The 23534-nt window shown below is 73.3% G+C and carries 20 protein-coding genes and 1 tRNA gene; 14 read left to right on the top strand and 7 right to left on the bottom strand.

The window, feature by feature from the left end; all coding sequences use genetic code 11:
* Positions 1-16 precede the first annotated feature (16 nt).
* Positions 17-1132 (top strand): PDZ domain-containing protein, encoded by a 1116-nt coding sequence (locus A6F73_RS12670; protein WP_063347894.1) that lies wholly within the window; start codon positions 17-19, stop codon positions 1130-1132.
* Positions 1133-1211: 79 nt separating this feature from the next.
* On the opposite strand, the gene A6F73_RS12665 is transcribed toward A6F73_RS12670, so the two are convergent.
* Positions 1212-1793, bottom strand: coding sequence for a PPA1309 family protein (locus A6F73_RS12665; protein ID WP_063347893.1), 582 nt, complete (start codon positions 1791-1793; stop codon positions 1212-1214).
* Between the two features lie 199 nt (positions 1794-1992).
* On the opposite strand from A6F73_RS12665, the gene A6F73_RS12660 reads away from it, so the two are divergent.
* From A6F73_RS12660 to A6F73_RS43995, 3 genes are all read left to right on the top strand, one after another.
* Positions 1993-4944, top strand: coding sequence for a UPF0182 family protein (locus A6F73_RS12660; protein WP_079135637.1), 2952 nt, complete (start codon positions 1993-1995; stop codon positions 4942-4944).
* 76 nt (positions 4945-5020) lie between these two features.
* Positions 5021-5094: transfer RNA gene (locus tag A6F73_RS12655), tRNA-Met, on the top strand.
* A gap of 356 nt (positions 5095-5450) precedes the next feature.
* Complete coding sequence (locus A6F73_RS43995) at positions 5451-7427, top strand: tetratricopeptide repeat protein (RefSeq protein WP_159398438.1); 1977 nt, start codon at positions 5451-5453, stop codon at positions 7425-7427.
* Between the two features lie 39 nt (positions 7428-7466).
* Here A6F73_RS43995 and A6F73_RS12645 read toward each other — a convergent pair whose 3' ends face one another.
* On the bottom strand, positions 7467-7886 hold the full coding sequence (locus A6F73_RS12645; protein WP_063347892.1) for a Fur family transcriptional regulator: 420 nt from the start codon (positions 7884-7886) through the stop codon (positions 7467-7469).
* A gap of 103 nt (positions 7887-7989) precedes the next feature.
* Between A6F73_RS12645 and A6F73_RS12640 the strand changes: the two genes are divergently transcribed.
* Positions 7990-9465, top strand: a complete 1476-nt coding sequence (locus A6F73_RS12640) for a catalase (protein WP_063347891.1) — start codon at positions 7990-7992, stop codon at positions 9463-9465.
* 89 nt (positions 9466-9554) lie between these two features.
* Here the strand turns inward: A6F73_RS12640 and hisN are convergent, their stop codons facing one another.
* From hisN to A6F73_RS12615, 5 genes are all read right to left on the bottom strand, one after another.
* Positions 9555-10352, bottom strand: coding sequence for a histidinol-phosphatase (gene hisN, locus A6F73_RS12635; RefSeq protein ID WP_063347890.1), 798 nt, complete (start codon positions 10350-10352; stop codon positions 9555-9557).
* A 122-nt stretch (positions 10353-10474) separates the two neighbouring features.
* Positions 10475-10798 (bottom strand): multidrug efflux SMR transporter, encoded by a 324-nt coding sequence (locus tag A6F73_RS12630; protein ID WP_063347889.1) that lies wholly within the window; start codon positions 10796-10798, stop codon positions 10475-10477.
* Between the two features lie 130 nt (positions 10799-10928).
* A complete protein-coding gene (gene rsgA / locus A6F73_RS12625) occupies positions 10929-11984 on the bottom strand; it encodes a ribosome small subunit-dependent GTPase A (protein WP_063347888.1) in 1056 nt (351 codons plus the stop codon).
* 15 nt (positions 11985-11999) lie between these two features.
* Positions 12000-13331: a 3-phosphoshikimate 1-carboxyvinyltransferase gene (aroA, locus tag A6F73_RS12620; RefSeq protein WP_063347887.1), complete on the bottom strand. Its 1332-nt coding sequence runs from the start codon at positions 13329-13331 to the stop codon at positions 12000-12002.
* Positions 13332-13485: 154 nt separating this feature from the next.
* Positions 13486-14217 carry a M50 family metallopeptidase gene (locus A6F73_RS12615; RefSeq protein ID WP_063347886.1) on the bottom strand — a complete coding sequence of 244 codons (732 nt, stop codon included), beginning with the start codon at positions 14215-14217 and terminating at the stop codon, positions 13486-13488.
* 138 nt (positions 14218-14355) lie between these two features.
* Between A6F73_RS12615 and A6F73_RS12610 the strand changes: the two genes are divergently transcribed.
* The 9 genes from A6F73_RS12610 to cseB all read left to right on the top strand — a co-directional run bounded on the left by A6F73_RS12610 (position 14356) and on the right by cseB (position 23532).
* Positions 14356-15108 (top strand): SOS response-associated peptidase, encoded by a 753-nt coding sequence (locus A6F73_RS12610; protein WP_063347885.1) that lies wholly within the window; start codon positions 14356-14358, stop codon positions 15106-15108.
* Between the two features lie 73 nt (positions 15109-15181).
* Complete coding sequence (locus tag A6F73_RS12605) at positions 15182-15817, top strand: alpha/beta family hydrolase (protein ID WP_063347884.1); 636 nt, start codon at positions 15182-15184, stop codon at positions 15815-15817.
* A 310-nt stretch (positions 15818-16127) separates the two neighbouring features.
* Positions 16128-16871, top strand: coding sequence for a sigma-70 family RNA polymerase sigma factor (locus A6F73_RS12600; RefSeq protein ID WP_063351149.1), 744 nt, complete (start codon positions 16128-16130; stop codon positions 16869-16871).
* Positions 16868-17275, top strand: coding sequence for a mycothiol system anti-sigma-R factor (gene rsrA / locus A6F73_RS12595; protein WP_079135634.1), 408 nt, complete (start codon positions 16868-16870; stop codon positions 17273-17275). Before A6F73_RS12600 ends, rsrA begins: the two co-directional genes overlap by 4 nt.
* A 394-nt stretch (positions 17276-17669) precedes the next feature.
* Positions 17670-19118, top strand: a complete 1449-nt coding sequence (locus tag A6F73_RS12590) for an HD-GYP domain-containing protein (RefSeq protein ID WP_063347883.1) — start codon at positions 17670-17672, stop codon at positions 19116-19118.
* A 23-nt stretch (positions 19119-19141) separates the two neighbouring features.
* On the top strand, positions 19142-20473 hold the full coding sequence (locus A6F73_RS12585) for an HD domain-containing protein (RefSeq protein WP_244293371.1): 1332 nt from the start codon (positions 19142-19144) through the stop codon (positions 20471-20473).
* A gap of 304 nt (positions 20474-20777) precedes the next feature.
* Positions 20778-21770: a hypothetical protein gene (locus A6F73_RS12580; RefSeq protein WP_063347881.1), complete on the top strand. Its 993-nt coding sequence runs from the start codon at positions 20778-20780 to the stop codon at positions 21768-21770.
* 83 nt (positions 21771-21853) lie between these two features.
* A complete protein-coding gene (gene def, locus A6F73_RS12575) occupies positions 21854-22498 on the top strand; it encodes a peptide deformylase (protein ID WP_079135633.1) in 645 nt (214 codons plus the stop codon).
* Between the two features lie 329 nt (positions 22499-22827).
* On the top strand, positions 22828-23532 hold the full coding sequence (cseB, locus tag A6F73_RS12570; RefSeq protein ID WP_063347880.1) for a two-component system response regulator CseB: 705 nt from the start codon (positions 22828-22830) through the stop codon (positions 23530-23532).
* Positions 23533-23534 lie beyond the last annotated feature (2 nt).

The following is a 23534-nucleotide window of genomic DNA, read 5'->3' as shown; positions in this document are numbered from 1 at the left end:
CCCGTACTGTCGAGGCATGCCACGCCGCTCCGCGACGATGCTCGCTGCCACCCTGCTGCTCATAGCGCTGCTCTGCGTCTCGGTGCTGATGAAGGTGCCGTACACGGAGATGAGCCCGGGGCCGACGTACAACACGCTCGGCAACCAGGGGGGCAAGTCGGTGATCACCATCACCGGGCGCGACTCGTACCCGACCACCGGGCACCTCAACATGACCACCGTCCAGGTCACCGGGGCCAAGTACGAGCCCAGCCTGGTCAACGCGGTGGTCGGGTGGCTGCGCGACGACGTGATGGTCGTGCCGCACGACAACGTCTACCCGAAGGGGCAGACGGACGCCGACGCCAAGAAGCAGAACGCCGAGGAGTTCGCCTCCTCCGAGGACAGTGCCCGCACCGCCGCGCTCAACCAGCTGGGCATCCCGGTCGGCACCGAGCTGATCATCAAATCGGTCACGGCGGGGGCCCCGGCGGAGGGCCGGCTGCACGCGGGCGACCAGATCGTGGCCGTCGACGGCACGCCGGTCAGCACGGTCGAGCAGGTGGTGGCCGCGGTCACCAAGCACAAGCCGGGCGAGTCGGCGGTCTTCACCGTCGTCCCGCGGGTCAAGGACGCGACCGGCAACGGCGGCGCCAACCCGGGGGACCGGACCGACGTCACCGTCCCCACCGTGCGGGCCAAGGACCTCGACCCGAAGGCCCCGGCCGAGCGGGCGGAACTCGCGGTGGTCGGCATCGGCACCACGATCCGGCACACCTACCCGTTCCAGATCGACATCGGCCTCCAGGACGTCGGCGGGCCGAGCGCCGGGCTGATGTTCTCGCTCGGCATCATCGACAAGCTCACCCCCGGCGGCGACCTCACCGGCGGCCGGTTCGTGGCGGGCACCGGCACCATCGACGACGACGGCAAGGTCGGCCCGATCGGCGGGATATCGATGAAGCTGATCGCCGCCAGGGACGCCGGCGCCGAGTACTTCTTCACCCCGTCCTCGAACTGCGCCGAGGCGACCAAGAACGTCCCGTCCGGACTGAACCTGATCAAGACGGACACGCTGGACGGCGCGCTGAAGTCGCTGGAGCAGATCCGCTCCGGGCAGACCTCCGCGCTGCCGTCCTGCGCCGTGAAGTAGTGCCGTGAACTAATGCCGCGGCGTAGTGCCGTGGCGTAGTGCCGTGAACGTGGAGTGGTGCGGCCGGGGCGGCCGGGGGCTACGAGAAGGTCGCCAGCAGCGCCGCGGTCAGGCCGGGCACCAGGTCCGGGCCGGTCAGCACCTCGCGGGCGACGTCCTTGGAGCGCAGCCGCAGCGCGATCTCCTTCTTGCCGTTGCGCAGCACGGCGGCGGTGATCCGCACCTCCTCGCGCTTGGGGTGGTTGGCCACCCACTCGGCGAGCTGGGCGTCGCTGGCGTTGCGCGGGCGGGTCTGCTCGGAGCCCGGCGGCAGCATCAGGCGCTCGACGACCAGGGCGCAGCCGACCACCGCGTCGGGCCAGGCGATGGTGCCGAGGAACTTGTCCAGCTCCATGCCGGCCGGCAGCTCGTCCTGCTCGACCGGGGTGAGGCCGGCCGTGTCGTCGTCGCCGAGGCCGAGCTGGGCGGCGATCTTCGGGTCGGCCTTGCGCAGGGCGGTGCTGTCCACCAGGGCGAACAGCCGGGCCGGGAGGTCCCAGCCGAGCGTGGCGGCGTACTCGTCGATCTCCAGCGCGGCCCGGGTGAGCGGGGTGGCGGCGGGGAGCTTGGAGACGTCGTCGGGGGAGCCGGGGGAGTTGAGTGCATTGGACGCGTCGGACATGCCTCAATCCTCACACGCCGGGCGGGGGCCCGGGCGCCGGGCGCCGCGAGTGGGCCGGGGAACGGCCGGGACGGGGAACGTCGTCGTAACCGTCTGCTAACGGTGGGAACTCGGCCAAAGCCTGGTTAAGTTTCCCTGAAGACCGACTGACTCCAGTGACTCCAGACGACACAGCTGAGGTGCCACCGTGGTATTCCAGATGCCGGAACGCTCAGGGCCGGGTTTCCGGCGCAGGGTAGGGCCGCCCTCCCGGCGGGCGCGGGTGGCCCTGCTGACCCTGGGCGTGCTCGCGGTGCTGTTCCTGCTGTTCGTCATGTTCGCCGGGTTCTGGACGGACTGGCTGTGGTTCAGATCCGTCCGTTACTCCTCGGTGTTCACCACGCAGCTGTGGACGAAGATCGGCTTGTTCGCGGTGTTCGGCCTGCTGATGGCGGTGATCGTCGGCTTCAACGTCTGGCTGGCGCACCGGCTGCGGCCGCCGCTGTCGGCGATGTCGGTCGAGCAGCAGAGCCTGGACCGCTACCGCTCGGGCCTGGCGCCGTTCAAGCGCTGGGCGCTGATCGGCGTCTCGCTGGTGATCGGCCTGGTGGCGGGCGCCGCGGCGTCCGGCCAGTGGCGGACCTGGCTGATGTGGACGAACGCGACGCCCTTCGGCGAGAAGGACGCCCAGTTCGGCATGGACGTCTCGTTCTACGCCTTCGACCTGCCGTTCTACGAGTTCGTGCTGGGCTTCGCGTTCAGCGCGGTGATCGTCTCGCTGCTGACCTCGGCGCTGGTGCACTACCTGTACGGGGGGCTGCGGCTGCAGGGCCCGGGCCGTCGGGCGAGCGCGGGCGCGCAGGGGCACCTGGCGGTGCTGCTGGGCGTGTTCGTGCTGCTGAAGGCGGTGGCGTACTGGCTGGACCGGTACGCGCTGGCGGTGAAGACCGGCTCCTACAAGGGGGTCTCCGGCTGGACGGGCCTGCGCTACGTGGACGCCAACGCGTTCCTGCCGGCCAAGACGATCCTGTTCTTCGTGGCGATCATCTGCGCGCTGCTGTTCTTCCTGACCCCGGTGCGCCGCACCTGGGCGCCGGCCCTGATCGGGCTGGGGCTGATGGTGCTGTCGGCGGTGCTGATCGGCGGGCTGTACCCGGCGATCGTGCAGCAGTTCCAGGTCAAGCCGAACGAGCAGGCTAAGGAAACGCCGTACATCCAGAAGAACATCGACGCGACGCGGCAGGCGTACGGGATCGCGGACGCGCAGACCACCCAGTACAGCCCGCAGGGGTCGACGACGGCCGAGGCGCTCAAGCCGGACGCGCAGACCATCTCCGACATCCGGCTGCTGGACCCGAACGTCGTCTCGCCGACCTTCCAGTCGATCGAGCAGCAGCGCAACTACTACGCCTTCCCGAACACCCTGGACGTGGACCGCTACGGCTCCGGCACGGACAAGCAGGACACCGTGATCGGTCTGCGCGAGCTGGACCTCAACGGCGTGCAGCGCAACTGGATCAACGACCACTTCAAGTACACCCACGGCTACGGCGCGGTCGTCGCCAAGGGCAACCAGGTCAGCGACAAGGGCGAGCCGGTGTTCACCGAGTCCGGCTTGCCGGCCACCGGTGCGCTGGGCGACTACCAGCAGCGGATCTACTACGGCGAGAAGACGACGTCGTACTCGATCGTCGGCGGCTCGAACAAGGAGATCGACTACACCACCAAGACCGGCGAGAACAAGGAGTACACCTACACCGGCAACAGCGGTGTCTCGCTGGACAACCCGATCACCCGGGCCGCGTACGCGGTGCGCTTCGCCGAGCCGCAGATCCTGTACGCGGGGGCGATCACCGACGGCGCGAAGGTGATCTACAACCGGACGCCGAAGGAGCGGGTGGAGAAGGTCGCCCCGTGGCTGTCGATCGACGCCGACGCGTACCCGGTGGTGCAGGACGGCCGGGTGGTCTGGGTGCTGGACGGCTACACCACCTCGGACGGCTACCCGTTCTCGTCGAAGACGACGCTGGGCACCGCGACCAAGGACTCGCTGACCAACCAGCGCGGTGAGCTGCTGACCGTCGCCAACCAGGTCAACTACATCCGCAACTCGGTCAAGGCCACGGTGGACGCCTACACCGGCGAGGTGAAGCTCTACCAGTGGGACGAGCAGGACCCGGTGCTGAAGACCTGGATGAAGGCGTTCCCCGGCACCGTCGAGCCGAAGGCGGACATCCCGGGCACGCTGCTGCCGCACCTGCGCTACCCGCAGGACATGTTCAAGGTGCAGCGCGACCTGCTCGGCCAGTACCACGTGACCGACGCCAACTCCTTCTTCAACGGCAGCGACATCTGGCAGATCCCGGTCGACCCGACCAGCGACACCAAGCAGGTCCAGCCGCCGTACTACGTGACGGTGCGGATGCCGGACCCGCAGGTCACCTCGGCGAGCTTCTCGCTGACCACGACCTTCGTGCCCAACGGCCGCCCGAACCTGGCCGCGTTCATGGCCGTCAACGCCGATCCGGGGCCGGACTACGGGAAGATCCGCATCCTGAAGATCTCGGGGGACAACAGCGCCCCCGGCCCGGGCCTGGTGCAGTCGACGTTCAACTCCCGGCAGGAGGTGGCCTCGCAGATCTTCGCGCTGAAGAGCGGCGGTGACACCGAGCTGGAGTACGGCAACCTGCTGACCCTGCCGGTCGGCGGCGGGCTGCTCAACGTCGAGCCGGTGTACGTGCGCGGACGCGGCGCCAAGTACCCGACGCTGCAGAAGGTGCTGGCGGTGTACGGGAACGACAACGTGGCGTTCGAGAACACCCTGGAGGACGCGCTGAAGAAGGTGTTCGCCGGGGCGGCCCCGGGGACCACGCCGACCGCGCCGTCCACGCCGAACAACCCGGGGACGCCCACCAACCCGGGGACGGCGGCGCCGGGCGGGATGATCTCGCCGGAGCTGCAGAAGGCGCTCGGGGACGCGGAGAAGGCGTACAACGACAGCCAGACCGCGTTCAAGAACGGCGACTGGGTGGCCTACGGCAACGCCCAGAAGGCGCTGGGCGACGCACTGAAGGCGGCCGAGGCGGCCCGCGGCGGGAGCCCGGTGCAGGCCCCGACGCCGGGTGCGACCCCGGGCGCGACGCCGTCCGGATCGCCGTCCGGACAGCCGTAGCCGTAGTCGCGGCCCGCTGAGCTGCGGCAACCGATTCCTGTTCCACCCCGCACCCGTGCTATGGTTCAACTACCGACGCGGGGTGGAGCAGCTCGGTAGCTCGCTGGGCTCATAACCCAGAGGTCGCAGGTTCAAATCCTGTCCCCGCTACTCAGTGGACAGAGGCCCGGAGGATTCTTCCTCCGGGCCTCTGGCGTTTTCCCCCCGAAGCGGCGGGAACCGCTCCGGTACCATCAACCGTCGCCAACGACGACGGCAAGGGGTTTGTGGGGTCCGAGTGTCGGGAAATCGACAAAGCGCCGAAGCAATTTCGTCGGCTTCGGGTCGGCCCCGCCCGAATTCGGCCGGGGCAGGTGTACGCGGGTTGCGGGTGGTGCGACGATGGGACACATGGGGGACGGTGCGCGGCTGCTGACCGGCCGTCGGTTCCGGCGCCTCCCCTGGGGGTCCCCCCGGCCGCGGGCCGGGGCACGATGCCGCGACACTCTGGGGGAGCGGGAGTCGGCATGAGGCTGATCGGCAAGAACGGGTCAGGCACCAAGTCCGCGGCGGCCACCGAGGCGGATACCGACGCCTGGGCGGAGAGCCCCGAGAGCCGCCCCGGAGCCCTGCCCGCCCAGCGCACCAGCGGCCTGTCCGAGCGCCCCCCGGTCGCCGGCTACGGCCCCGACAGCCTGGTCCACGTGTCCACCCGTCAGTTCGTCGACGCCGTCCGCCCGTACGGGCCCGACGGCGCCGCCGCCGACGGCCCGAACGCCGCCGCGCTCGACCCGGCCGGCCTGGACACCACCAGCTTCGAGACCGCGCTGGCCGCCCGCGAGAGCGCCGCGCTGGAGGCCCGCCACCGGCAGGCCGCCGACGACGGCGACCCGGACGCCGCCAGCCGGCTCGGTACCCTGCTGCTGCGCCGCGGCGACCTGGAGGACGCCGAGCCCTACCTGCGCGCCGCCGCGGCCGCCGGGACGCGCGCCGCCGCCAACAACCTCGGCGTGCTGCTGCACCAGCAGGGCCACCGGGCCGAGGCCGCCCAGTGGTGGCGCCATGCCGCGGTGGCCGGCAGCGCCCCCGCCGCGCACGCGCTCGGGCTCCAACTGCGCGACCAGGGCGAGGAGGAGGCCGCCGAGTACTGGCTGCACTTCGCCGCCGACCACGGCCACCCGCTCGGCGCCTACGCGCTGGGCGACCTGATGGAGCACCGGCGCGACGTGCGCGCCGAGCGCTGGTTCAAGGTCTCCGCCGACGCCGGGCACCGGGAGGCCGCCTACCGGCTGGCCCGGATGCGCGAGGCCGCCGGGGACAAGGAGACCGCCGAGGCCTGGTACCGCACCGCCGCCGCCCGCGGCCACGCCCGCGCCGCGCTGCGCCTGGGCGTGCTGCTGGAGGAGCGCGCCGCCACCGACCAGTCGCTGCTGGAGGAGGCCGCCCGCTGGTACCGGCAGTCCGCGCAGAACGGCGAGCCGCGCGCCGCCTGCGCGCTGGGCTTCCTGCTGCGCGACTCCGGGGACCTGGCCGCCGCCGCCGAGTGGTGGCGGGAGGCCGCCGAGGCCGGCGACGGCAACGCCGCCAACGCGCTGGGCGCCCTGCACGCCGGCCGCGGCGAGGCCAAGGAGGCCGAGCGCTGGTACCGCACCGCCCTGGACGCGGGCGACCAGAACGGCGCCTTCAACCTCGGCCTGCTCTGCGTCGCCACCGGCCGCGACCAGCAGGCCGAGCAGTGGTACCGCCGGGCCGCGTACGCCGGGCACCGAGAGGCCTGCAACGCGCTGGCCGTGGTGCTGTTGCAACGCGGCGAGGAGACCGGCGCCGAGCCGTGGTTCTCCAAGGCGGCCGAGGCCGGCAGCGTGGACGGCGCGTTCAACCTGGGCGTGCTGCACGCCGGGCGCGGCGAGCAGCGGCAGGCCCAGGAGTGGTACGCGCGGGCCGCCGCCGAGGGCCACGGCGAGGCCGCGCTGCAACTGGCCGTCGCCCAGGAGCAGCGGGGCAACCTGGCCGGCGCGCTGGAGCGCTACCGGCAGGCGGCGTCCGGCGGGTCGGCGGAGGGCGCGTTCCGGCTGGCCTCGGTGCTGGACCGGCGCGGTGACGCGGACACCGAGGCCGAGCACTGGTACGCGCTGGCGGCCGATGCCGGGCACCGGCGGGCACAGGTGCGGATGGGGGTGCGGGCGGCCGAGCGCGGCGCGCTGGAGATCGCCGAGAGCTGGTACCGGCGGGCGGCCGAGGCCGGCAGCCGCAGCGCCGCCTTCAACCTGGGGCTGCTGCTGGCCCGGCAGGACCGCGAGGCGCAGGCGATGCTCTGGTACACCAGGGCGGCCGACGCCGGGCACGGGCGGGCGGCGCTGCGCCTGGCGCTGCTGGCGCTGCGCCGGGGGGAGCCGGTGCAGGCGGAGAACTGGTGCCGCCGGGCGGCCGACTACGGGCCGGCCGAGGTGGCGGAGCGGGCCGGGCGCCTGCTGGGCGCGCTGCACGCGGAGCTGAGCGCGTAGGGCGGGTGCGGCGGTTCCCGCCGGGCGGGCGGGGCCGCGTTACGGCGTGCCCGTGCAGTCCGGGCACAGGCCGCGGTAGGTGACCTCGGCGGTGGTGACGGTGAAGCCGAAGCGTTCGCCGGCCGGGAGGGCGGCGAGCGGGTCGCCGTGCGGGTGGACGTCGCGGATGGCGCCGCAGCCGGAGCAGACCAGGTGCTGGTGGGCGCGGTGGGCGTTGGGGTCGTAGCGCTTGGCGCGCCCGTTGGTGGCGACCTCCAGGACCTCGCCGAGGCCGACCAGTTCGCCGAGGGTGTTGTAGACGGTCGCGCGGCTGATCTCGGGCAGGCGGGCGACGGCGCGGGCGTGCACCTCGTCCGCGGTGAGGTGGACGTGGTCGCCGTCGAGGACCTCGGCCACGACCCGGCGCTGTGAGGTCAGCCGCCAGCCGCGTCCGCGAAGTCGTTCCAGCAGGTCGCTCATGGGAACAGGGTAAGTCACGCTCTTAGATTGGTTCCAGTGTTGACTTGGACAAAGTCCAAGTTAGGATCGAGTCGTCACGACCGGATAACGCGGAGGCCCTCTTATGACGACCCAGGACGAGCTGCGCCCCACCCTCACCACGGAGGCGGGTGCCCCCGTCGCCGACAACCAGAACACCGAGACCGCGGGCCCCGGCGGCCCGGCGCTCATCCAGGACCAGCAGCTCTTCGAGAAGCTCGCGCACTTCAACCGCGAGCGGATCCCGGAGCGCGTGGTGCACGCCCGCGGCGCGGCGGCCTACGGCACCTTCACGGTGACCGCCGACCTGGCGCCCTACACCCGGGCCTCGTTCCTGTCCGAGGTCGGCAAGCAGACCGAGGTCTTCCTGCGGTTCTCCACCGTGGCCGGCAACCTCGGCTCGGCCGACGCGGTGCGCGACCCACGCGGCTTCGCGCTGAAGTTCTACACCGAGGAGGGCAACTACGACCTCGTCGGCAACAACACCCCGGTGTTCTTCATCAAGGACGCCGTGAAGTTCCCCGACTTCATCCACACCCAGAAGCGCGACCCGTACACCGGCTCCCAGGAGGCGGACAACGTCTGGGACTTCTGGGGCCTGTCGCCCGAGGCCACCCACCAGGTGACCTGGCTGTTCGGCGACCGCGGCATCCCGGCCAGCTACCGCCACCTCAACGGCTACGGCTCGCACACCTTCCAGTGGCAGAACGAGGCCGGCGAGCACTTCTGGGTCAAGTACCACTTCAAGACCGACCAGGGCATCAGGAACCTCACCCAGGACGAGGCCAACCGGCTGGCCGGCGAGGACCCGGACAGCCACCAGCGCGACCTGCGCGAGTCGATCGAGCGCGGTGAGTTCCCCAGCTGGACCGTGCAGGTCCAGATCATGCCGGCGGCCGACGCGGCGCAGTACCGCTTCAACCCCTTCGACCTCACCAAGGTCTGGCCGCACGCCGACTACCCGCCGGTCGAGATCGGGCGGCTGGAGCTCAACCGCAACCCCGACAACGTCTTCGCCGAGGTCGAGCAGTCGATCTTCTCCCCGTCGCACTTCGTGCCCGGCATCGGCCCGTCCCCCGACAAGATGCTGCAGGGCCGCCTGTTCGCGTACGCGGACGCCCACCGCTACCGCGTCGGCATCAACGCCGACCACCTGCCGGTGAACCGCCCGCACGCCACCGAGGCGCGCACCAACAGCCGCGACGGCCACCTGTACGACGGCCGCCACGGCCGCCAGAAGAACTACGAGCCGAACAGCTTCGGCGGCCCGGTGCAGACCGGCCGCCCGCTGTGGGCCGCCACCGCGGTCACCGGCGCCACCGGCAACCACGAGGCGCCCTCGCACGCAGAGGACGATGACTTCGTGCAGGCCGGCAACCTGTACCGGCTGTTCTCGGAGGACGAGAAGCAGCGACTGATCGCCAACCTGGCCGGCTTCATCGCTAAGGTCTCCGCCGACCGCGAGGACATCGTCGAGCGGGCGGTCGACAACTTCCGCAAGGCCGACGCCGACTACGGGCAGCGGCTGGAGGCGGCCGTCCGGGAGCTGCGCAAGCAGTAGCCGGGACGCGCCCCGATGAGCGGCGGGCCCGGTCGACCAGAGGACTGGTCGACCGGGCCCGCACCACGTTCGGCCGCGCAGGAGAGCCCTTAGACGCTCAGGCGGCGCAGGGTCTCCTCGTGGAGGATGCCGTTGCTGGCGACGGCGTCGGCGCCGCCGGGGCCGGGCACGCCGTCCAGGCCGGTGAAGCGGCCGCCGGCCTCCTCGACGATGACGCAGTTGGCGGCCATGTCCCAGAGCGACAGCTCGGGTTCGGCGGCGATGTCGACCGCGCCCTCGGCCACCATCATGTAGGACCAGAAGTCGCCGTAGGCGCGGGTGCGCCAGCAGGCGCGGGTGAGGTCCAGGAAGGGGTCGAGGCGGCCGCGCTCCTCCCAGCCGGAGAGCGAGGAGTAGGAGAAGGAGGCGTCCTCGATCCGGGAGACGCCGGAGACGTGGATCCGGGAGGCCTTGGTGAGGCTGCGTCCGGCGTAGGCGCCGAGGTCCTTGGCCGCCCACCAGCGGCGCTGCAGCGCAGGGGCGGAGACGATGCCGACCACCGGGCGCTCGACGCCGTCCGGGCCGTCCTCCAGCAGGGCGATCAGGGTGGCCCAGACCGGGACGCCGCGGATGTAGTTCTTGGTGCCGTCGATCGGGTCGATCACCCAGCGGCGCGGGCCGGAGCCCTGGAGGCCGAACTCCTCGCCGAGCACCGCGTCGCGCGGGCGGGCGCGCTGCAGCACGCTGCGGACGAGCTCCTCGGCGGCCTTGTCGGCGTCGCTCACGGGGGTGAGGTCGGGCTTGGTCTCGACCTTCAGGTCGAGGGCGCGGAAGCGCTCCAGGGTGACCGAGTCGGCCGAGTCGGCGAGGACGTGGGCGAGTCGGAGATCGTCGTGGTAATCGGCCATGTCCGAAACCCTAGCGATCCCGCCCGGATCGGGACAGCCGGGCTCGCGGACCGGGACGGCCTGCCGGCGGCGAGCGGGCGAGCAGCAGGAGCGGGCCGGTGGCAGGGGTGGGCCGGTGACGGTCAGTGCGCCGATCCGCTGAGCTGGAGGCCGATCACGCCGGCGATCACCAGGGAGATCGAGACCAGCTTCAGCACCGAGGTGGTCTCGTCCAGGAAGACCATGCCGTAGATGGCGGTGCCGGCCGCGCCGATGCCCGTCCACACCGCGTAGGCGGGGCCGACCGGCAGGCTCTTCAGGGACAGCGTGAGCAGGCCGAAGCTGCCCAGGGCGAACACGCAGAAGCTGATGGTGGGCCAGAGCTTGGTGAAGCCCTCGCTGAGCTTGAGGTTGATCGCGAAGCCGGTCTCCAGCAGGCCGGCCAGGACCACCAAGGCCCATGCCATCGCGTGCCCTCCCTGTCGATCGACGGGTCGGACCGCGCGGTGGCCCGACCTTCCTATGATCGCCAGGCCGGCGCGGTCCGACACCTCGAACGGTCGGGAAACCCATGGGACGGTAAAACCGCCGCCCGGGTCAGTCGCCCTCGCGGGCCTCCTTGCTGGCCAGCAGCCGGCGCAGCGAGTAGAGCCGGGCGCCCTCGGCGTGGCCGTCGGCGACCCAGGCGTCCAGCGCGCAGTCCGGTTCGTCGTGGCTGCAGGCGCGCGGGCAGTCGGCGGTGCCGGGCTCCAGGTCGGGGAAGGCGTGGATGACCCGGGACGGGTCGATGTGCGAGAGGCCGAAGGAGCGGAAGCCCGGGGTGTCGATCACCCAGCCCGGGTCCAGCGCCTTCTTGGAGCCCGGCTTCGCGCCCGGCGGCGGGGGCAGCCGCAGTGCCAGGGCGGACACGGTGGTGTGCCGGCCGCGCCCGGTGACCGCGTTGACCCGGCCGGTCTGCCGCTGGTGGTCCGGGACGAGGGCGTTGACCAGGGTGGTCTTGCCGACGCCGGAGTGGCCGATGAACACCGTGGAGAGGCCGCGCAGGTGCGCGCGGACGGCCTCGGCGCCCTCCGTCTCCAGTTCGTCCCGACGGGTGACCACGTAGTCGATGCCGAGCGGCGCGTACGACTCCAGCAGCGGCCCGGCCGGGGCGAGGTCGGCCTTGGTGAGCACGAGCAGCGGCTCCATGCCCGCGTCGTAGGCGGCCACCAGGCAGCGGTCGATCAGCCGGGGCCGGGGCTCCGGGTCGGCCAGCGCGGTGACGATGGCCAGCTGCTGGGCGTTGGCGACGACGATCCGCTCGTACGGGTCGTCGTCGTCCGCGGTGCGCCGCAGCACCGAGCTGCGCTCCTCGACCCGGACGATCCGGGCGAGCGTGTCGGTGTCCCCGGAGAGGTCGCCGACGATGTTGACCACGTCGCCCACGACGACGCCCTTGCGGCCCAGCTCGCGGGCCTTCATGGCGACGATCTCGCGTTCCTGCTTGGTGCCCGGGTCGATCAGGCAGGTCAGCCGGCCGCGGTCGACGGTCAGCACCATCGCCTCGGCGGCGTCATCGTGTTTGGGCCGGATCCGGGTCCGCGGCCGGGATCCCCGGCGGGCGGGGCGGTTGCGGATGTCGTCCTCGTCGGCGTCCTTGCCGTAGCGGCGCATGTGCTCAGTCTCCGCTCAGGCGTCCGCCACCGCTTCGCCGAGCAGTTCCGCCCACATCTTCGGGAAGTCCGGCAGGGTCTTGGCGGTGGTGGCCACGTTCTCCACCTCGACGCCGGGCACGGCCAGGCCGACCACGGCGGCGGCGGTGGCCAGGCGGTGGTCCTCGTAGGTGTGGAAGACGCCGCCGTGCAGCGGGCGCGGGCGGATGCGCAGGCCGTCCTCGGTCTCGGTGACGTCGCCGCCGAGGTCGTTGATCTCCTTGGCGAGCGCGGCGAGCCGGTCGGTCTCGTGCAGCCGCAGGTGGGCGATGCCGTACAGGTGGGACTCGGAGTCGGCCAGTGCGGCGACGGCGGCGATCACCGGGGTGAGCTCGCCGACGTCGTGCAGGTCCGCCTCGATGCCGTGGATCCGGCCGGTGCCGGTGAACTGCAGGCCCTCGTCGGTGAACTCGCAGGCGCCGCCCATCCGGGTGTAGATCTCGCGCAGCTGGTCGCCGGGCTGGCTGGTGTGCTTGGGCCAGTCGCGGACCGTCACCCGGCCGCCGGTGACCAGGGCGGCGGCGAAGAACGGCGCGGCGTTGGAGAGGTCCGGCTCGACCACCAGGTCGCGGCCGATCAGGGCGCCGGGGGTGACCCGCCAGACGTCCTTCTCGCCGCCGTCCTCGGGGGCGTCGACCTGGACGCCGGCCAGGCGCAGCATCTCGACGGTCATCCGGATGTGCGGCAGCGACGGCACCGGGCCGCCGACGTGCCGGACCTCGACGCCCTGGTTGTAGCGGGCGCCGGAGAGCAGCAGGGCGGAGACGAACTGGGACGAGGAGGAGGCGTCCAGCTCGACCGGGCCGCCGTCGAGCGCGCCGGTGCCGTGCACGGTCAGCGGGAAGGCGCCGCGGCCGCCGTCGTCGATCCGGGCGCCGAGCGCGCGCAGGGCATTGATCACGCCGTGCTGGGGGCGCTCGTAGCTGCGCGGGTCGCCGTCGAAGTGCACCGGGCCGTCGGCGAGGACGGCGAGCGGGGGCAGGAAGCGCATCACGGTGCCGGCGTTGCCGACGTCGATCGAGGCGGGGCCGCGCAGCGCGGGGGTCGGGATGACCCGCCAGGCCTCGCCGCCGCCGGTGCCGCCGGAGTCGTTGTTGACCTTCTCCTCGATGCCGACGCCGAGGGCGCGCAGGCCGTCGGCCATCAGCTGGGAGTCGCGGCTGCGCAGCGGCCGGCGCACCCAGCCGGGCTCGTCGGCGAGCGCCGCCAGCACCAGGGCTCGGTTGGTGACCGACTTGGAGCCGGGGATGGTGACGGTGGCGTCAACGGGGGTGGTCGCGACGGGGGCGGGCCACAGGGTCTCGGTCATGGGGGCAAGTTTAGGGGCCGTACCGGAACGGCCCCTGCGCCAACCGCATGGCGGGACGGGGGAGGCCCGGTGCAGGGGTTGTGGCAGCAGGCCCGTGCCGCGGGGGCGGCCCGGCGCAGGGGCCGGAGCAGCAGGTTCGCGCCGAGGGTGGGGTTCAGTGCAGGGGCTGGAGCAGCCAGGTCGCGCTCAGGGCGAGGCAGGCGAGGGCGGTGAGCAGGAAGACGGTGATCCAGGCGAGGCCGGGGATGTGGGTGAGGCGGGCCAGCTGGTCGGCGTCGGAGTCGCGGGCCCAGCCGATGCGGCGCTGGTGCTGGAGTTCGAGGACCGGGCGGACGGCGCCGAACAGCAGGAACCAGCAGCCGAGGTAGGCGAAGCCGGCCTGGACCTCGGCGCTGCCGAACCACGAGACCAGGAAGAAGGCGCCGCCGGCGACCAGCACGGTGAACAGGCCGAAGGCGTTGCGGATGCGCACCAGGAGGGCGAGCAGCAGGACGACGGCCAGCCAGAGCAGCAGGGTGATCCGGCCGGTGGAGAGCAGGGCGGCGCAGCCGAGGCCGAGCAGGGCGGGGGCGGTGTAGCCGGCGGCGGCGGTGAGGATCATGCCGGGGCCGGTGGGGCGGCCGTAGGAGAGGGTGAGGCCGGAGGTGTCGGAGTGCAGCCGGATGCCGGCGAGCCGGCGGCCGGTGACGAGGGCGATCAGGCCGTGGCCGCCTTCGTGGGCGATGGTCACGGCGTTGCGGGTGACGTGCCAGAGCGGGCGGGCGAGGACGGCGAGCAGGGCGGCGCCGGCGGTGGCCAGCACCAGCCAGCCGGGCGGCGCGGGCTGGGTGCCGGTGACCTGGTTCCACAGTTCGCCGAGGTTCTGGTCGGTGGGTTGTGCGCTCATCGTCTGGTCTCCGCCTCCGTCCGCTGCGTTGGGCCGTTCGGGGCAGCCTCCCATGCGGGGACGGGCGGGCGGGAGCGGACGGTTCTCCTGGCGGGATGAAGAAGTGGTGAGCGGGGCGGGCATGGCAAGCTGGCCCGCATGTGCGGTCGCTTCGCAGCCAGTGGCAAGCCCGAGGACATCGTCGAGCTGTTCGGCGTCGAGCAGTGGGATCCGGCTGAGACGCTGGCCCCCAACTGGAACGTCGCCCCGACCACCAGCGCCTTCGTGGTGCTGGAGCGGGTGCCGAAGGGCCGGGCGCGGCCGGTGCGCCAGCTGAGGGTGCTGCGCTGGGGCCTGGTGCCTCAGTGGTCGCGGTCGGCCGAGACGGCGGTGAAGATGATCAACGCCCGTTCGGACACGGTGCACGAGAAGCCCTCGTACCGGCAGGCGTTCGCCTCGCGGCGGTGCATCCTGCCGGTGGACGGCTACTACGAGTGGCAGACGGTGCCGGGCGAGCGCGGCAAGGCGCGCAAGAAGCCGTTCTTCGTGTCCCGGACGGACGGCACCCCGCTGGCGCTGGCCGGGCTGTACGAGTTCTGGCGCGACCGGACGGTGCCGGCCGACCATCCGGCGGCCTGGCTGGTGACCTTCACCATCGTCACCACCGACGCCGAGGAGTCGCTGGCGCCGATCCACGAGCGGATGCCGCTGTTCCTCGACCCGGCCTCCTACGGCGAGTGGCTGGACCCGGGGCTGGACGACCCGGACGAGCTGCGCCGGCTGCTGATACCGCCGCCGCCCGGTGCGCTGCTGGCCACCCCGGTCTCGCCGGCGGTCGGCAGCATCCGCAACAACGGCCCGGAGCTGAAGGAGCCGTGGGCCGAGGCGGAGTACGAGACCACCCTGTTCTGATGTCTGAATGTTTGAAGTTCGACGATTGAGTCCTGACAGCTGAGGGAGCCTGAGCCGGTTGGAGCGACCGACGATGACCACCGAACTCGTCCCCACCGAGGTGGGGGACGCCCGGATCAGCTACCACCGGGCCGGTGCGCCGAAGGCGCTGCTGGCGCTCGGTCACGGCGCGGGCGGCGGGATCGAGGCCCGGGACCTGGTGGCGCTGGCCGCGGCGCTGCCGGCGCGCGGGATCACCGTGGCGCTGGTGGAGCAGCCCTGGCGGGTGGCGGGCAAGCGGCTCGCCCCGGCGCCGCGCACGCTGGACCGCGGCTGGACCCCGGTCGCCGGGCGGCTGGCCGGTCAGGGGCTGCCGCTGGTGGTGGGCGGGCGCAGCGCCGGGGCGCGGGTGGCCTGCCGGACCGGGGCGGCGAGCGGGGCGGTGGGGGTGGTGGCGCTGGCGTTCCCGCTGCACCCGCCGGGCCGGCCGGAGAAGAGCCGGGCGCAGGAGCTGTTGGAGTCGGGGGCGGCGACGCTGGTGGTGCAGGGTACGGCGGATCCGTTCGGCGGGCCGCAGGAGTTCCCGGAGCTGCCTCCCGGGCACGAGCTGGTGGCGGTGCCGTACGGCGGGCACGGTTTCGACGTGCCCAAGCGGGCGCCGGTGGGGCAGGACGAGGTGCTGGAGGCGATCTGCCGGGCGGTCGGGGACTGGGTGCTGCGGGTCGTCTGAGGCGGCGGGGGCGGCGGGGGCGGCCGTGAACGGGGGGTTTCCGCTCGATCACCCGTACGAGCGATTTCGGGGCGGGCGCGGGAATGCGGGCGGGGTCGGGGTGGTTGGCACTCTCGTCAGTACGATTCCCGGTTGAGAGGCAGGGCAGATGGGTTCGATCGCGTGCCCCGAGCGGTCAGAGCAGCGCGAGGCCGCCGCGGCGTTCGGCCCCGCCTGGTCCGACTGGATTGTCGCGGGCGAGAAGCCCGTCAGCCCGATATCCTCCATTTCGGGGCGGCCCGCCGTGGGTCGTGCCCGCCATGCCGAGGAGGTGGGTCCGGTCGTCGGGACCGAGCACGAGGCCGAGCCGGGCCGGGGCCCGGAGGAGGGCCAGCCCACGGGCGAGGCGCTCACCGGTGAGGAGCTGGCCGAGGCGATCGGTGAGGACACCTTCCGGGTGTCGGCACAGGAGAGCGAGGAGGCCCGGCGGGAGCGCTTCGAGCGCGACGCCCTGGGCTACCTGGATCCGATGTACTCGGCGGCGCTGCGCATGACGCGCAACCCCGCGGACGCGGAGGACCTGCTCCAGGAGGCGTTCGCCAAGGCGTACGCGTCCTTCCACCAGTTCCGCGAGGGCACGAACCTCAAGGCCTGGCTGTACCGCATCCTCACCAACACGTTCATCAACTCGTACCGCAAGAAGCAGCGCGAGCCCCAGCGCACGGCGGCGGAGGAGATCGAGGACTGGCAGCTGGCCCGCGCCGAGTCGCACATGTCGACCGGTCTGCGCTCGGCCGAGACCCAGGCGCTCGACCACCTCCCCGACAGCGATGTGAAGGACGCGCTCCAGGCCATTCCGGAGGAATTCCGGATCGCCGTGTACCTCGCGGACGTAGAAGGCTTTGCGTACAAGGAGATCGCGGACATCATGGGTACTCCCATCGGCACGGTGATGTCCCGGCTGCACCGCGGCCGCCGTCAGCTGCGCGGCATGCTGGAGGATTACGCCCGTGAGCGCGGGCTCGTCCCGGCCGGCAGCGGGGCAGGGCAGGAAGCGAAGGGCTCGGGCTCATGAGCTGCGGCGATCCGCACGACACGGAGTGTGGCGAGGTCCTCGACCACCTCTACGAATTCCTCGACAACGAGATGGCCGAGGGCGACTGCGCCAAGCTGCGGGTGCACTTCGAGGAGTGCTCGCCCTGCCTGAAGCAGTACGGGCTGGAGCAGGCGATCAAGGCGCTGATCAAGCGTTCCTGCGGCTGCGACGACACCCCGGCTGACCTGCGCAGCAAGGTGCTGGCCAGGATCGACTCGATCCGGGCGGGGCAGCGTTCGGGCGAGCAGGTGGTGGTCGCCGTCGACACCACGGTCGAGCTGCACGTCGAGACGGACCGGCCGGCGCCGGCCGCCGGCGAGGCCCCGGAGGAGCCGACGGTCCGGCCCGGTGCCACCGTCGAGGCGGGCGCCCCGGCGGAGTAGCCGGGCGGCCGTTCAACGGCTGGGCGGCCGTTCAACGGCTGGGCGGTCGTTCAACGGCTGGGCGGTCGTTCAACGGCCGGGCGGAGCAAGCGGACGGGCCCGCCGGCGAGGGCGGGCCGAGCGGTCCGGACACGGAGTCAGACGGCCCCGGGAGCGTGCGCTCCCGGGGCCGCTCCCGTTGTGCTTGCGTGCGCCCCTCACTCGTTCGGGTGAGTTGGCGGTGCGCCAGCAGCGTCGTCGCGCCATCATGCGTCCTTGCGCCCGGGTGGCGGCCTATCCTCCTGACGGACGCTCACCGCCGGTCCGCCCGGCGAGCTGAGGCAACGCGGGCCCGGACGTCGGGGAGGTCGAGATCGCTATCGACGGCGAAGACGCGGCCCTGCCGGAGGGGGCGATGCGCTACCTGGTGGCCGTCCCGGTGGCGGCGCTGTGCTGCCTGCTGCCACTGCTGCCGACCGGCGTGCCGCCCGGGCTCCCGCGCTGGCTCGGCGCCCCGGTGGACTGGCCCAAGGTCGGGCTGCTGGCCTTCCTGCACGGCTGCTGGGAGTCGCTGGCCCAGGGCCTGCCGACGCCCTGCCTGCGGCTGGTCCGCCGACTGCTGCGCCGCCCGCCGCCGCCCGAGCGGGCGCTCTCCCGCCCCGGGGTCAACGCCTTCTTCCCGGTGCTGTTCGCCGGCGTGCTGATGCTGCCGCCGGCCGCCGCCGCACTGGTCGCGGTGCCCGCCGCGGTGCTCGGCGGCCCGGCCGGGCGCGGCTGCCGGACCCGCCAGCTGTGGAACGGCTCCCAGCTCGCGCTGTGCGCCTTCGCCTCCGCGGCCGCCTTCCACCTGCTGCACGGGCCGCAACTGCTGCTCGGCTCCCGCTTCCCGGCCGCGCTGCTGCCCGGCTTCGCCGCCGTCGTCACGTTCTGCCTGGTCAACGGGGTGCTGGTGGGCGCGATGCTGATGCTCGCGGAGGACCGCCGGCCCGTCGTGCTGCTGCGCGGGGCGGTCGCGGTGTGCGGGCTGCCGGTGCTCGTGCACGCGGCCGGCGGCCTGATGGTGGCCGTGCTCTGGCAGGGCCCGTACGGGGCGTTCGCGGCACTGCTGGCGCTGCTGCCACTGTCGATCTCGGCCTGGGTGTTCGCCCAGGGCCAGCGCGAGCGGGACGCCCACCAGGCCACCGTGCAGTCGCTGGTGCAGGCCGTGGAGATCAAGGACTCGTACACCCGCGGGCACAGCGAACGGGTCGGCCGGGCCTCGGTGCTGATCGCCGGTCAGCTCGGCATGGAGGCCGAGCGGCTGCGCACCCTGCGCTTCGCGGGGATCCTGCACGACGTCGGCAAGCTGGGCGTGGCCACCGAGTTGCTGCGCAGAAACGGTCCCCTCAGCGAGGCGGAGCGGCGGGCCGTCGAGATCCACCCGGTGTACGGGTACGAGCTGGTGCGCGGGATCGCCTTCCTCGGCGAGGCGCACGCCGGGATCCTGCACCACCACGAACGGATGGACGGCCGGGGCTACCCGAGCGGGCTGGTCGGCGAGCAGATCCCCGAGTTCGCCCGGATCATCTCGGTCGCCGACGCCTTCGACTCGATGACCTCCACCCGCTCCTACCGGCGCGGCCGCCCGGTCGCCGAGGCCGTGGCGGAACTGGAGCGCTGCTCGGGCAGCCAGTTCGACCCGGTGATGGTCCGGGCGCTGATCGACGCGCTGGCCGGACACGACTGGCAGCCGGTGCTGCCGCCGCCCGGGGACGGCATCCGGGCCGTCCCCGACATTCCGCTCGGGGTGCCCGAGCCGGCGCGGGCGGCGCCGGGCCGGGTGCCCGCGCAGGGCGGGAGCGTCCCCACGGCCGGGCAGCCGTGACCGCGGCCGGCCGGGAGGCCCGCGTGGTGCACGCGGCGGCGGCCGCGCTGCTGGTGTTCGCGGTGGGCGCGGTCGCGGTGCGCGGGGTGGCCGGAGCGCGGGTCGCGCTGGCGTTCACGGCGCTGATCGCGCTCGGCGAGTGCGTCCGGATCACCCTTCCGGGCGACCGCGAGCAGGCGCCGATCGGCGCGGCCGGCGCGCTGGCGTACGCCCTGCTCGGGCCGCTGCGCGGGGTGCCCACCGCGCACGGGATGCTCCAGGTGGTCGCGGTGACCGGCGTCGGCCTGCTGCTGGCCTGGCTGCCCGGCCTCGCACTGCCCTGGCTCAGGGCGTGCCGCCCGGGCCGGGGCCGGCCGGGCCTGACCCAGCGGGCCCGCCCCGGCCGCCCGCACCGGCGCCCGCCCTGGGCCGACCCGGCCCGGCGGGACAGCGCCGCCCGCCGGCTGCTCGGGGTCGGCTTCGCCGCCGCCGTCTTCCAGCCGCTCTACAACGGCGGACTGGTCGACCGCTTCTCGCCCGAGGGCCCGGCGTACGGGGTGTTCCTGACCGCCGTCGCCGCGCTGGCCGCGCTCTGCGACGCGACCCTGGCGGCGCTGCTGCGCCGGTCGGCGGCCGGCCTGGAGGGCGGGCTGCGGTTCCCGGCGGCGCTGGAGGACGAACTGCGCTCGCTGTTCGGGATCGGCTCGGCGATCGTCGCGACGGGGATGCTGGTCAGCCTGGCGGCCGGCGAGGTCGGGCTGTGGGCGCTGCCGCTGTTCTGCACCCCGCTGCTGCTCGCCCAGGTGTCCTTCCGGCGGGCCGCGGCCGTGCGGGCCACCACCGGGCAGACCATCGCCAGCCTGGCCCGGGCCACCGAAGTGGCCGGCTACACCCCGCACGGGCACGCCCGCCGGGTCGCGGACACGGCGTGCGCGCTGGGGCGCGAGCTGGGGCTGGGCACCCGGGAACTCGCCCTGCTGGAGTACGCGGCGCTGATGCACGACGTGGGCCAGCTGTCGCTGGTCGAGCCGGTGCCGGACGGCGCGACCGCGCTGCTGCCCTGCGCCGAGCAGCAGCGGATCGCCCGGCTGGGCAGCGAGGTGATCCGCCGCACCGGGGTGCCCCGGCAGGTCGCCGAGCAGGTCGCCCGGCTGGCCGATCCGGTGCTCGGCACGGCCGGCGGGGACGGCGCGGTGCCGCTGGCGGCCCGGATCATCCGGGTGGCCAACGCCCACGACGACCTGCTGACGGCGGCCCGCGGCCGCGGGGTCGGCGAGGCGGTGGGCCGGCTGGAGGCGCTGGAGGTGCTGCGGCTGGGGCGCGGCCGGGTGTACGACGCCCGGGTGGTGGACGCGCTGGCCCGGGTGGGCGGCTAAGGCCTGTCCAGGCGGGCCCGAAGTCCGACGGTCGGCCCGGGTCCCGTCGAGTGCCGCGGGGCGGACCGGCGGAGCGCCGCGGACCGGCGGGCCTGCGCCGGGGTTGAGGCGGGGCGGTCGGGCGGGCAGGCTGGGTAGGGGCGGCCCCAACCTCGCCGGTGGGGAGCGCGGGCGGGGGCGGGCGTGGTTGGATGCGGTCGTAGCGTGGAACACCGACCCGGGGCACCGTGCCCCGGACCCCCGCGGAAGTGGATCCGGACGCGGCGGTACGGGACTTGAGCGGACGACGACGGCAGGGACGAACGTGAGGATCTTCCACCGGGCACGGCACCGGCCGTCCGCCACCTGGCGGCAGACGACCGACCGGGCCTTCACGCTGATCGGCGACGGCCGCTACGAGGACGCCGGCGCGCTGCTGGTGATGGCCGCCGACCTGGAGCCCTGGCTGTCCGACTCCTGGTTCAACCTCGCCCTGCTGCACAAGTTCCGCCGGGACTGGGAGCAGGCCCGCTCGGCCGGGCTGCGGGCCGTCGCCCTGCTGGACCGCGAGCACGGCGCCCCCGACTGGTGGAACCTCGGCATCACCGCGACCGCCTTGCAGGACTGGCCGCTGGCCCGCCGCGCCTGGCAGGCGTACGGGCTGAAGCTGCCCGGCGGCCCGGGCGGGCAGCCGGACGGCCCGGTCAGCCTGGACCTCGGCACCACCCCGGTGCGGCTCTCCCCGGACGGCGAGTCCGAGGTGGTGTGGGGCCGCCGGCTGGACCCGGCCCGGATCGAGGTGCTGTCCATCCCGCTGCCGTCCTCCGGCCGCCGCTGGGGCGAGGTGGTGCTGCACGACGGCGCCCCGCACGGCGAGCGGGTCACCGACGGGGTCGCCTACCCGGTGTTCGACGAGATCGAGCTGTGGGCGCCGTCCCCGGTGCCGACCTACGTGGTGCTGCTCCAGGCCGCCACGGCGGGGGACCGGGACGCGCTGGAGCGGGTCGTCGCGGACGCCGGCTACGCGGCGGAGGACTGGACGTCCTCGGTGCGGCTGCTCTGCCGGGCCTGCTCGGAGAGCCGGATGGCCACGGACGACGGGCACACCGCCCACCACGACCCGCACGACGACGGCGACGCCGCGCACCCCGGACACCTCAGCCACCTCAGCCAGGGCGGGGAGGCCGGAATGTCCTGGCTGGTGGAGCGCGAGTGCGGGATCGCCGCGCCCGCCCTGCTGGTCCGCTCGCTGCTGGACCGCTGGGCCGCGGCCTCGCCCGGCACACGGGCGTACCGCGATCTGGAGGAAGTCTGTTGAGCGCGCCGCTTACCCTTGAGCGGTGTACCCGGCGAGAGCCGAATACCTGGACCATTCTCGGAAGCGGAAGCGGATAAGCAGCGATGGCGGAGCAGCACGACCACCAGCACGACCACGACCACGACCAGGAGTCGGCGGCCGACGAGGCCCCGCTGAAGGTGGTCGGCGAGCAGCCGGACCTCTCCAAGGGCACCGCGCGTCCGATCACCGTGGTGGGCAACCCGGTCCTGCACCGCGAGGTCAAGGACGTCACCGCGTTCGACGGTGAGCTGTCCGCGTTGATCGACGACATGTTCCAGTCGATGTACGCGGCCGAGGGCGTGGGCCTGGCGGCCAATCAGATCGGCGTGGACCTGAAGGTCTTCGTCTACGACTGCCCGGACGACGAGGGCGTGCGCCACATCGGCCACGTGATCAACCCGAAGCTGGAGGAGTACCCGGCGGACCGCCGGCGGGTGCTGGACGACAGCAACGAGGGCTGCCTGTCGGTGCCGGGCGCGTACGCCGAGCTGCCCCGCCCGGAGTACGCGGCGGTGACCGGCGTGGACAAGGACGGCCGGCCGATCCGGGTCGAGGGCACCGGCTTCTTCGCCCGCTGCCTGCAGCACGAGACCGACCACCTGTTCGGCACCCTCTACATCGACAAGCTGTCGAAGCGGGACCGCAAGGACGCGCTGAAGCAGATGGCCGAGGGCACCGCGCGGTACGCGACCGTGGCGAACGACTGACGAACCGTCAAGGGCCGGGGCGCGACGGGCGTCCCGGCCCTTTGCGTTTCCGCACTTGGCGTTCCCGCTCTTGGCGCCTCCAGCGCTACCTGGCCCAGGGCCTGACCGCCGGGTCGGTCAAGGGGCGATCGGTGGCGGGTGCGGCGGGGGGTTCGTCGGTGGGTTTGTATCCGCCGGGTATCAGGGAGCGCGCGGCCTGACGTCGATGTGGGCGAGGAGGCCGGGGCGTCCGATATCTGCCGTATCGTGCCCTTGTCCGCCGCCGCCCGTCGCCGCCCGCAGCCGTCCGTCGCTGTCCGAGCAGGAGCTGTCCGCCCGTGTCCTCGCCCATGCCGCCCCCGCCCCCCGTCCGCGTGCTGCTGGTCGAGGACGACGAGCTGATGCGCCGCTCCTTCACCGTCGCGCTGGAACGCTACGGCTACGGGATGCGCGCCGCGGCGGACGGCCTCACGGCGCTGGAGCTGTTCCGGGACGAGCAGTTCGACCTGCTGATCCTGGACGTGATGCTGCCCGGCCTGGACGGGATCGGCCTGTGCCGCAAGGTCCGGGAGGCCAGCCTGGTGCCCGTCCTGATGATGTCCGCGCGCGGCGACGGCCTCGACGTCGTCGCCGGCCTGGAGGCCGGGGCGGACGACTACGTGGTCAAGCCCGTGGACACGTACGTGCTGGTGGCGCGCATCCGCTCGCTGCTGCGGCGGGCGACGTACGCGCCACCCGTCCCGGCGCCCTCGCCCGGAGCCGCCGACGGGGACGTCCTGGTGTTCGGGGACCTCACCGTCGACACCGCCGGAATGGAGGTGTCCGTCGGCGGGGCGCCGGTGGCGCTGACCCCGACCGAGCTGAAGCTGCTGCTGGAGTTCGCCGCCCACCCCGGCGTCGTGCTGGAGCGGCACACCCTGCTGCGCAACGTCTGGGAGTACGGCTGGGACGGCGACAGCCGGGTCGTGGACCTGTGCGTGCAGCGGCTGCGCCGCAAGCTCGGCCGGGAGCGGATCGAGACGGTCCGCGGCTTCGGCTACAAGCTCAGGCGCTGAGA

Origin of the sequence: Streptomyces sp. MJM8645 (genome assembly GCF_001625365.1) — a bacterium.
GTDB lineage: Bacteria > Actinomycetota > Actinomycetes > Streptomycetales > Streptomycetaceae > Kitasatospora.
This window is presented reverse-complemented; position numbering and strand designations above follow the sequence as displayed.

Excerpts from the sequence above, each read along its gene's own strand:
- A6F73_RS12670 (WP_063347894.1), top strand. The coding sequence starts at position 17 with ATGCCACGCCGCTCCGCGACGATGCTCGCTGCCACCCTGCTGCTCATA.
- A6F73_RS12665 (WP_063347893.1), bottom strand. The coding sequence starts at position 1,793 with ATGTCCGACGCGTCCAATGCACTCAACTCCCCCGGCTCCCCCGACGAC.
- A6F73_RS12660 (WP_079135637.1), top strand. The coding sequence starts at position 1,993 with ATGCCGGAACGCTCAGGGCCGGGTTTCCGGCGCAGGGTAGGGCCGCCC.
- A6F73_RS43995 (WP_159398438.1), top strand. The coding sequence starts at position 5,451 with ATGAGGCTGATCGGCAAGAACGGGTCAGGCACCAAGTCCGCGGCGGCC.
- A6F73_RS12645 (WP_063347892.1), bottom strand. The coding sequence starts at position 7,886 with ATGAGCGACCTGCTGGAACGACTTCGCGGACGCGGCTGGCGGCTGACC.
- A6F73_RS12640 (WP_063347891.1), top strand. The coding sequence starts at position 7,990 with ATGACGACCCAGGACGAGCTGCGCCCCACCCTCACCACGGAGGCGGGT.
- hisN (WP_063347890.1), bottom strand. The coding sequence starts at position 10,352 with ATGGCCGATTACCACGACGATCTCCGACTCGCCCACGTCCTCGCCGAC.
- A6F73_RS12630 (WP_063347889.1), bottom strand. The coding sequence starts at position 10,798 with ATGGCATGGGCCTTGGTGGTCCTGGCCGGCCTGCTGGAGACCGGCTTC.
- rsgA (WP_063347888.1), bottom strand. The coding sequence starts at position 11,984 with ATGCGCCGCTACGGCAAGGACGCCGACGAGGACGACATCCGCAACCGC.
- aroA (WP_063347887.1), bottom strand. The coding sequence starts at position 13,331 with ATGACCGAGACCCTGTGGCCCGCCCCCGTCGCGACCACCCCCGTTGAC.
- A6F73_RS12615 (WP_063347886.1), bottom strand. The coding sequence starts at position 14,217 with ATGAGCGCACAACCCACCGACCAGAACCTCGGCGAACTGTGGAACCAG.
- A6F73_RS12610 (WP_063347885.1), top strand. The coding sequence starts at position 14,356 with ATGTGCGGTCGCTTCGCAGCCAGTGGCAAGCCCGAGGACATCGTCGAG.
- A6F73_RS12605 (WP_063347884.1), top strand. The coding sequence starts at position 15,182 with ATGACCACCGAACTCGTCCCCACCGAGGTGGGGGACGCCCGGATCAGC.
- rsrA (WP_079135634.1), top strand. The coding sequence starts at position 16,868 with ATGAGCTGCGGCGATCCGCACGACACGGAGTGTGGCGAGGTCCTCGAC.
- A6F73_RS12590 (WP_063347883.1), top strand. The coding sequence starts at position 17,670 with ATGCGCTACCTGGTGGCCGTCCCGGTGGCGGCGCTGTGCTGCCTGCTG.
- def (WP_079135633.1), top strand. The coding sequence starts at position 21,854 with ATGGCGGAGCAGCACGACCACCAGCACGACCACGACCACGACCAGGAG.
- cseB (WP_063347880.1), top strand. The coding sequence starts at position 22,828 with ATGCCGCCCCCGCCCCCCGTCCGCGTGCTGCTGGTCGAGGACGACGAG.